Genomic DNA, 8,474 nt, shown 5'->3' on the forward strand with positions numbered 1-8,474 from the left:
TTGGAATGTATGTTGTGGTTTATGGCTTACGAAACGTGGGCTTAACCAATGTCCTAGCTGATCTGATTCAAGTAGCAGCTGATCAAGGATTATTTGCAGCAACAATTGGAATGGGTTTTATTGCTGCTATTCTATCTTCCATTATGAATAACATGCCAACTGTTATGATTGATGCTTTGGCAATTGCTGATACCAATACAACAGGTGTAATAAGAGAATCTCTAATTTACGCAAATGTAATTGGCTCTGATTTAGGTCCCAAAATAACCCCAATTGGTTCTCTAGCGACTTTGTTATGGTTACATGTTTTATCGCAAAAAGGAGTTAAGATTTCTTGGGGAACCTATTTTAAAACGGGTATTGTTTTAACCATACCAACTTTATTCATTACTTTGGTTGGTCTCTATATATGGTTGTTAATCATTTAAGCATAATATTAAAGACAAAAAGGAGTGTTCAACATGGAAAACAAAAAGAAGCTATACTTCTTATGTACAGGAAACTCATGCCGCAGCCAAATGGCAGAAGGATGGGCAAAGAAACATTTAGGTGATGATTGGGAAGTACGTAGTGCTGGTATAGAAGCTCACGGATTAAACCCGAATGCTGTCAAAGCAATGAAAGAAGCTGGAATTGATACTTCAAATCATACTTCTGATATCATAGACCCTGAATATCTAAATAATGCTGATTTAGTTGTAACTTTATGTGGCGATGCTGCTGATAAGTGTCCAATCACACCACCAAAAGTAAAACGAGTTCATTGGGGATTTGATGATCCTGCAAAAGCTGAAGGAACGGAAGAAGAAAAGTGGGCATTCTTCCAGCGTGTTCGTGGCGAAATCGGAGACCGTATCAAAACTTTCGCAGAAACAGGGAAGTAAAATACAAGTATGCCAGTAGGAATACCTCTTGGCGCTTAAAATAACAATCACAACGAGAGGAAGACTGAACATTGATAATCACAGACAACGCTCGCGATGAGTTTAAAAAAATGTTCAAAGAGCAGAATGCAAAGAATATTCGCATCTTCTTTGATGGCTATGGCTGAGGTCAGCCAAGAATTGGACTGGCTCTGGGAGAGCCGGCATCAAATGATATCATCGTCACTATAAATGATATTTTGGTGGCAATCGACCCTATTATTGAACCGAACACCGAAGACCTTATTCTTGACCGCAGTGGAAATGGTCAAGGCATTTCGATGATAGGTAATACAGGTAGATGCTGTTAAAAAAAGACCTTAGTGGTCTTTTTTTATTTTTTCTTTTAGTTCGTGATAGGCTTCTAAAAAACGAAGATATGTTTGTGAACCGTATTCCTCAACGTTATAATGAAAAAATACTTCTATGGCGATCTCTTTTGCTTGCTCAATCGTACAATTTCTAGAAATTTTAATTAGGTTTAAATAAGACAAGAAATACTCCTTCTTTAATGCACCTGCATGATTCACTGTCATACATTTACCTCCCATAAAAAGGGTCCCCTCCAAAATGAGACCCTTCGTAAATCAATAATAATCTTAGGAACAGCAGTTGGTTGCATTTTCACTTTCAACATCCACATCAGCTTTTGTGTAGAAAAACTCCCATTCGTTTCCGTCAGGATCATGAACCCAAAACTTGTCTTGGAGGGCATAGCAACAGGTTGTATTGATTTCGTCGAATTGCGACAGAATCCCTTTTTCTTCAAGTCTGTTCTTATGAGCCATAACTTCTTCTGTGCTTTCAACTTGAATGCCAAAGTGTCCAACCTGATTTCCACTTACATCATCTCGTAAATTAAGCGTAAAGTTTAGCCCTGGTGTATCAAGAAGGAACTTTGCATAATCGGACTTTACTTTAACCGGTTCAGCCCCGAATAGTTTGCTGTAAAACTCAATGGATTTTTCAAGGTTTGTAACATTAAGACCAACATGTGCGTATTTCATAATGGTTTCCTCCTAATATCAATTTATTTTGATTTATTTCCTACAATTGAGCGTGTAATAAATTAATTACAGCAACTATTTTTTTGATCCTCCTTTGGTTTAACATCTTCTTTTATTTCCTCGATTTTCACGTTGCAGCAAGAACTTTCTTTTTTTCCAAACAGACTTTTTAAAATACTCATTATTACATCCTCCTTAAATAATGTAGAATAAAAATCCAGATATTGTTGACATCGTAAAGACTGAACCTACGAAAGCAAATACGAGTTTCTTTTTAAAAATGCTATTCAATAATGTTAATTCTGGTAAACTTGCGCCTGCAGAGCTAATCATGAGAGCCATTACTGGACCTAACGCCATACCTTTGGCAATCATAATTTGCGAAATTGGAATCATGGTAGAAAGTCTAATATAAAGTGGAATTCCAATCATTGCAGCGATAGGAACAAGCCACCACTTATCACCCCCCATAAAAGTAGATATCCAACTAGTTGGAACTGCTCCATGGATGAAAGCGCCAATGAAGGCACCGATTAGCAAATAAGGATACACATTTTTCATTAGTTGGAGTGTTTCTAACAAAGCTGCTTTAAGTTGAAATTTCTTATTTGGCTCATCATAGCCCTTTACTACGACATTTTTTATTTGTCCTTCAAACCCAAACTTTTCTAAAGCAAACCCAATAATGACGGAAAGTATTGAGGTAACAACTGTATAGGTAATCGCAACTTTTACTCCAAGTACAGCTGTCATTAATGTGATGATAGTTGGATCAAGAACAGGTGAAGAAAATAAGAAAATCATAACTATTCCAAATCGCACTTTTTTATTTAGTAAGTTCACTACGACCGGAATGGTTGAACAAGAGCAAAATGGCGTGATAAAGGCAAATCCTAAAGCGACTAGTGCACTTACCAACGGATGGCTCCTTTCCATTAGGCGTTCCATCTTTTCATATGGAATAAGACCTTCAAGAAGGTTAATGAGAAAAGAGATACCGATGAACAATAGAGTTAACTCCAATGCAATTGAAACAAAACTTTGAAACACTTCTGACCACATAAGCAACCCCCTTATTTATTAACAACGGTTTGTGTTCTCAATATTCACAGCATACTTTTTGGATTTTAATTTCACAGCAATTTATTTTTGGCACAATATACTTTTTTTGTTTTGGATTTTTCTTAAACATATTTAAGAAATTGCGATATACTTTTGCCTTTTGACTTTTTTTCAAGTATTCGCTAGCCAATACTGCCTTCTCCATTTCTTCTTTTTTCATTTTATAATAAACTTTTAATTCCATTTCGTTGAAATACATATAACCATCCCCTTTTTTTTATTTGCAATTTGCAACTATTATTTTAATAAAATGAGCAAGGGTTTCTTGCTCAAATTAATGGTTTGCAACAAACAGTAGATTTCGACATTGCTTCGTTTAGAAGTTTAACTGATCTGATTACCATCTCTCGTTCAAACTCGCTCATATTCGAAAAAACTTCGGTAAGATATTGGTTCATTTCTGCATCTATTTTTGCTGCAACATACTTCCCTTGAGTAGTCAGGGTTAATTGTGAAACCCGTTTATCTTCCGGAAGTGGTGTTTTTTTTACCAGTTCTAACTTTACTAATGTTTGTATTTGCCGACTAAAAGTGGTAATATCCATCCCTAAAGTATCAGCAACCTGTTGCATTGAAGGTCTGTCTTTTCGAAGAATTTCGTAAAGGATATGGCTCTGAACAAGAGATATTTCTTCACCACCAACTTGGCAACAGTTTTTATTCAAAAGACCAAAACGTCGTGTCATAACTTGAAATAATTCTCTAAGGTTTTCCATTATTTTCACCTCTGATTTATTTATATACAAAATATTTGCAAATTGCAACTTATTTTCTTTCAAATTGTAAAATTTTTTTATATAATTAATTTAAACAGATGAAGTTAGGGGGAGTAATATGCAAGCGGGATTTAAAACAAGGGTGGCATCAATAGGTGATCTGGGAGCGATATTAAATATTTATAACCAAGGAATTGAAGACAAGATTGCAACTTTGGAGGAAGACCAGAAAGATATTAAGTACATGACAGAATGGTTTAACAACCATAAAGAACGTTTTGCGGTTATAGTAATCGAAGATAATGATGAAATTGTTGGTTGGGCTTCTTTAAATGCTTATTCGAATAGAAGCGCCTATGCCGGTATAGCTGATTTATCAATTTACATAAGGAGGGATTACCGAGGAAAGGGTGTCGGTTCATTATTATTAAAAGAAATTGAATGTACTGCGATTAAGAATGACTTTAATAAAATTGTTCTTTTTACTTTTCCTTTCAATAACTTGGGGCAGAGGCTTTACAAAAAATATGGTTATAGAGAGGTCGGAGTATTTAAAAACCAAGGGAAATTAGATGGTCGCTTTGTTGATGTAATGATTATGGAAAAGATCCTTATTCCTTAAGTACGTGTTAACTACGGTGTAAGAATGTGATTTTCTACATTTTCTGTGGTGAAGCTCTACTTAATAGTTTGCTGGGCTTAAATTCAATATAATATACAGGGTTATGAAGAGTTTTCTTTTGGCTCATTAAATCAGTTAGGATACAAAATCACTCCTATTGCACTGTCATATTCAACTATTTTACAAATGAACAAGAGTGGGTTAATGAACCAAGGTAAAAAATTTAAGGGGAAAAAGACCTCATTGGATTTATTTTTCTTTTGTTTATTATTTTCTTTTCGGTTTGGGCGAAGACAGCGGTGTTGCCTGTAACATTAATCGCCCTTCACCTACCAACATTCCTGCTTTCCTTTATTACCTTAAATGAGGAAACACGGTTAATTACAAGCATGATCATAACGTATTTATTGATGGGACTATATTTGCTTTATGTTGTGAAAAAGGAGAAAGGTAAGAAGGAAGGTACTCTTACTTAAAGGGACAGAATTTCAACAATTGTTTTATAAATATATCTTTAAAAAATAACCCTAATCTTGAGGATAACCTGGATTTTTTGTTCCTCGACAAAAAATATTCTAGAATACTGCCCGAAGTTTGTTTTTTAAAAGGGGTTAAGGTTGTTTTAATTAAACGATTAATTGGATATATTGTTAGATGATTTGTCGAATACGTAGGTAAATATCGGAAAAACCTAAAAAATCGAAGCCATATGTTCGGAATGTTTTAAATTATATGTTTTAATAGAATGATACGGTAAAGTAGTGAAAAGGAGAGGGAAGTAGTTGCTGACGAACCATTTAGACTTTAGACTTGAACCGCAATTAAAGGAGCTTTATGAGGAACATAAGAGAAGAGCTGCAAAAATAGATTGGGGCTATCATGATTTCTTGCCTTGGGATAAAGCGCAGGATTTCCGGAGGGTACCTTGGAACCCTGAGCAGGTCACACTGCCGTCCGGTGTGGTAACGGCTGTAGAAACTGCACTTTTGACAGAGGTGAATCTGCCTTGGTTTACATCCCATTTAGATCAAACATTTAAAGGGTCACTTACTGTTATCAAGGATTTTGTCCATACCTGGACAGCGGAAGAAGATCAACATTCAAATCTTTTGGAGACCTACCTATTGATTACCAGAAACGCAGATCCGAACCGCATTCGTCAATTGCACAGGCTGACAGTAGAAGGGGGATTTGAGCCAGATTTTGATACCCCTTTCGAGACGATGGTCTATACTTCGCTACAGGAACTTGCCACCATGGTTTTTTATTATAATGTTGCCAAAGTAGCCGGACCTCATGATAAAGAATTGGCTACGCTCCTTAGACGGCTCGCAAAGGATGAAACGCTTCATTATGCATTTTACCGCGACGTCATCAAGTTACACTTGCAATTGGAGCCAAATTACTGCTACTATCTCGGTCATGTTATTAAAAATTTTAAGATGCCGGGTACGGTCATGCCTGATTTTGAAGATCGGATGGCCATTATTGCAAAGGAAGCCAATTACGGGCCGCTTGAATATTTTGATCAAGTGCTGGATGTTATTGTTGACTATTGGGACATTGAAAACCTTAGACCAATTGCTCCTGAAGCAGAAAAGGCACGGCTCGATCTTCTCAACTACCATGCAAGGCTTAAACGGGTAAGAGATCGATTTTACGCTAAAAAATAGTGACCATGGAGTGACCATGGGGACGGTTCTTGTGGTCGGAACTAACCACATATGACCATGAGAACCGTCCCTAAGGACCCCCAAGGACCCTATTTCTTATGGTACCAGTTATAGAAAGTACCTGCTTCTTCATTTGAAACTCCATATAATTCACTCTCATGTAGTGGTTTTGCCTTATTTGTAAAGGTTAGTGTCGCAACGCCAAATTTCCGTTGCAGCCAGGAGTGCTTGACGGTAATTTGTTGTATTCGCTCACGGTGAGTAACGAAGGTTTCATTGGTAATTCCGCCTTTTCTTATTTGTACAGTTTTTCCATGGCGGATATAGCTTGTAAACCAGTAATCCAGGATACGAGAGAGAATTGATAGACCAAAGACAATGGCAGCCACCCAAAGCCACTCTCTTTTAAAAATCATCAGCCCGATTATCGCTAGGATTGTTAGATAATAGGGTTGTAGAAGTTTAAGCCAAAGGACTTTAAGCGGAAATCGGCTCATCTTTTCTTCAATATGATAGTGAGGAAGCATGATTTGTAAAATTCGGTAAGCCTCATGCTTGGGCATAAACGGATACAAGGAACTCGTTTCCTGACCTTTTTCATCCCCAAAGGCACCTGCGCTTAGCAGCTTGATAGAGGCTAATCCTAGTAGACGTTTAAGAATGGTCTGTTCTACGATAACCGCTTGTACCCTGTGTTTTTGAATCGAAAAACTGGTGTAATTGCCAATCCCCTTTTCAATATAAATTCGCTCGCTATCATCGCTAATCACATAATTACCATACTTCATCGAAGTTTTTATAAAGCCAATCCCAACAGATATAGCCAGTGCTAGAACAAAGAGAACAATCAACATCCACCAATGGATCGATAAGTAGTCCAGAGCATTTTCTGCCGTTTGTTCTATGTGAAAGAAATCTGCTAGATTGAAATAAATGGCAGATAATAAAGGAAAGATGGCTAGGAAGCTAAGTGATGTAAAGGATGCCTTAACTAAATCCTTTTTTGTTGAACGAAAATGGATTGTCGTGTTTGAGGATTTCCCCTTTGCTACTGCCTCGATCGAAGTTTCCCCTCGTTCCAAGGAAAGAAGAATTCGTTGTTTCTCTTCTTCTGTTATCACAGGAAAAGTGAATGTAGCATTTTCTCCACTTGTACCAGTTTCAAGAGTAAGAGAAGTTAGTCCGAACCAGCGGTGAACAAAAGTATTGTTCGAGACTTGATTATGGATCCGGTCTAGCGCTACGCTACGCTGTTTTTTTACAAATACACCCTCATGAACACCAATGGAATCGCCAACGATTTCATAGCGGTGGAAGTACCATTTTAAGATAATCGAAAAAATGGTCCAGACGGAGGCGATTAAGAATATATATCGTCCCCAAATAACCCAGGTCGCTGTGGAAGATCCTTTTAAAATAAATAAAAAGAGAAAAAATTCAATTGAGCTTTTTAGGAAAGATACTAGCCCAACCGCAATGAATGCGGCGTGGTACCGTTTTACACCTTCAGTCATGCGTCTGATGCTCCTTCCACTGCATCTTCATCTTGAATTTTTGCATAAACAGCGATTTGACCCTTTAGTTGTTTTGCTTCCTCTGCCGGAATGGCCGGAATGATATGGTTGGAAGCAGTGGTACCAATTTCAAGGTTGTACAATCCGTAGCGACGCATAATAGGACCTTGTTCGGTTCGAACGTATTCTACTTTTTCCATCGGTATTAAAGTGTGCTGTACTTGCCATTTCCCACGTTTCATCTGAACGAACTGTTGGTCAATTCGATATCTCCAGGTGTTATGCAGGTACGTTGGTTCAATGAGTATGGAAAAAATGGAGGATAAAACGAATATCCCGCCAAGAATATAAAGGACAATGCCAATCCATCCATACCATCCAAACATTTCTGTACATACGACCAGAACAGCGATAATAAGTATGGCTGTTAGATGCCCAATGGTATTTGAAATTCTCCACACTTTAACGGCATCCTTCGAAATTGTTTCTGTTGGTTCCTCAATATGTATATACATCCCTTCACCTCAACTAATTCTTACGAACAAAGGGCTCTAATTGTTTCACTTTTGCCGTTTTCTTAAAATCCCAGGGGCCCTTTATAGAAGCCAGCAAAAAAACGTCTTGTGAATGAGGGGAGTTCGTCCAAACCATTTTCCATATTCTTAATAAACTAACAATATAAAAATGTTTGTTAAGAAAGGGAGTATGGAAATGAAAGGGAAGAAAAAACACCATCATAAGCATCATCATGGGAAAGACAAGCATGACAAGAAGGAAAAACATGATCAAAACGACAAGCATGATGATAAACAAGACAAAAATGACCAACATGATGGCTGCAGTTGCAACAAGCAAGACAAAAACAACAAGCAGGATGATTGCAAAAAACAAGACAAG

Annotated in this window: 11 protein-coding genes and 1 pseudogene; 5 read left to right on the forward strand and 7 right to left on the reverse strand. The window is 37.2% G+C overall.

Annotated elements, in window-relative coordinates:
• A partial coding sequence (locus CHI06_RS15815; RefSeq protein ID WP_306453818.1) for an ArsB/NhaD family transporter occupies positions 1-428 on the forward strand: 428 nt, incomplete at its 5' end.
• A gap of 33 nt (positions 429-461) precedes the next feature.
• On the forward strand, positions 462-884 hold the full coding sequence (gene arsC / locus CHI06_RS15820) for an arsenate reductase (thioredoxin) (RefSeq protein WP_095249592.1): 423 nt from the start codon (positions 462-464) through the stop codon (positions 882-884).
• Between the two features lie 359 nt (positions 885-1,243).
• Here arsC and CHI06_RS15825 read toward each other — a convergent pair whose 3' ends face one another.
• From CHI06_RS15825 to CHI06_RS15845, 5 genes are all read right to left on the reverse strand, one after another.
• Positions 1,244-1,459: a hypothetical protein gene (locus CHI06_RS15825; protein ID WP_095249593.1), complete on the reverse strand. Its 216-nt coding sequence runs from the start codon at positions 1,457-1,459 to the stop codon at positions 1,244-1,246.
• A gap of 63 nt (positions 1,460-1,522) precedes the next feature.
• Positions 1,523-1,930 (reverse strand): ArsI/CadI family heavy metal resistance metalloenzyme, encoded by a 408-nt coding sequence (locus tag CHI06_RS15830; protein WP_095249594.1) that lies wholly within the window; start codon positions 1,928-1,930, stop codon positions 1,523-1,525.
• A 195-nt stretch (positions 1,931-2,125) separates the two neighbouring features.
• Positions 2,126-2,992 (reverse strand): permease, encoded by an 867-nt coding sequence (locus CHI06_RS15835; protein ID WP_095249595.1) that lies wholly within the window; start codon positions 2,990-2,992, stop codon positions 2,126-2,128.
• Positions 2,993-3,029: 37 nt separating this feature from the next.
• A complete protein-coding gene (locus CHI06_RS15840) occupies positions 3,030-3,251 on the reverse strand; it encodes a hypothetical protein (RefSeq protein ID WP_095249596.1) in 222 nt (73 codons plus the stop codon).
• 70 nt (positions 3,252-3,321) lie between these two features.
• Positions 3,322-3,768: a MarR family winged helix-turn-helix transcriptional regulator gene (locus CHI06_RS15845; RefSeq protein WP_095249597.1), complete on the reverse strand. Its 447-nt coding sequence runs from the start codon at positions 3,766-3,768 to the stop codon at positions 3,322-3,324.
• Positions 3,769-3,886: 118 nt separating this feature from the next.
• Between CHI06_RS15845 and CHI06_RS15850 the strand changes: the two genes are divergently transcribed.
• Positions 3,887-4,390: an arsinothricin resistance N-acetyltransferase ArsN1 family A gene (locus CHI06_RS15850; RefSeq protein ID WP_095249598.1), complete on the forward strand. Its 504-nt coding sequence runs from the start codon at positions 3,887-3,889 to the stop codon at positions 4,388-4,390.
• A gap of 782 nt (positions 4,391-5,172) precedes the next feature.
• On the forward strand, positions 5,173-6,063 hold the full coding sequence (locus CHI06_RS15860) for an acyl-ACP desaturase (RefSeq protein WP_095249600.1): 891 nt from the start codon (positions 5,173-5,175) through the stop codon (positions 6,061-6,063).
• An 89-nt stretch (positions 6,064-6,152) separates the two neighbouring features.
• On the opposite strand, the gene CHI06_RS15865 is transcribed toward CHI06_RS15860, so the two are convergent.
• Positions 6,153-7,577, reverse strand: coding sequence for a PH domain-containing protein (locus tag CHI06_RS15865; RefSeq protein WP_095249601.1), 1,425 nt, complete (start codon positions 7,575-7,577; stop codon positions 6,153-6,155).
• On the reverse strand, positions 7,574-8,092 hold the full coding sequence (locus CHI06_RS15870; RefSeq protein ID WP_095249602.1) for a PH domain-containing protein: 519 nt from the start codon (positions 8,090-8,092) through the stop codon (positions 7,574-7,576). Before CHI06_RS15870 ends, CHI06_RS15865 begins: the two co-directional genes overlap by 4 nt.
• A 196-nt stretch (positions 8,093-8,288) precedes the next feature.
• On the opposite strand from CHI06_RS15870, the pseudogene CHI06_RS30210 reads away from it, so the two are divergent.
• Positions 8,289-8,474 (forward strand): annotated as a pseudogene (locus CHI06_RS30210) (hypothetical protein); the annotation flags it as partial.

It is taken from the genome of Bacillus sp. 7884-1 (assembly GCF_002272245.1).
Taxonomy (GTDB): domain Bacteria; phylum Bacillota; class Bacilli; order Bacillales; family Cytobacillaceae; genus Neobacillus.

Excerpts from the sequence above, each read along its gene's own strand:
- CHI06_RS15865 (WP_095249601.1), bottom strand. The coding sequence starts at position 7,577 with ATGACTGAAGGTGTAAAACGGTACCACGCCGCATTCATTGCGGTTGGG.
- CHI06_RS15830 (WP_095249594.1), bottom strand. The coding sequence starts at position 1,930 with ATGAAATACGCACATGTTGGTCTTAATGTTACAAACCTTGAAAAATCC.
- CHI06_RS15825 (WP_095249593.1), bottom strand. The coding sequence starts at position 1,459 with ATGACAGTGAATCATGCAGGTGCATTAAAGAAGGAGTATTTCTTGTCT.
- CHI06_RS15845 (WP_095249597.1), bottom strand. The coding sequence starts at position 3,768 with ATGGAAAACCTTAGAGAATTATTTCAAGTTATGACACGACGTTTTGGT.
- CHI06_RS15835 (WP_095249595.1), bottom strand. The coding sequence starts at position 2,992 with ATGTGGTCAGAAGTGTTTCAAAGTTTTGTTTCAATTGCATTGGAGTTA.
- arsC (WP_095249592.1), top strand. The coding sequence starts at position 462 with ATGGAAAACAAAAAGAAGCTATACTTCTTATGTACAGGAAACTCATGC.
- CHI06_RS15870 (WP_095249602.1), bottom strand. The coding sequence starts at position 8,092 with ATGTATATACATATTGAGGAACCAACAGAAACAATTTCGAAGGATGCC.
- CHI06_RS15840 (WP_095249596.1), bottom strand. The coding sequence starts at position 3,251 with ATGTATTTCAACGAAATGGAATTAAAAGTTTATTATAAAATGAAAAAA.
- CHI06_RS15850 (WP_095249598.1), top strand. The coding sequence starts at position 3,887 with ATGCAAGCGGGATTTAAAACAAGGGTGGCATCAATAGGTGATCTGGGA.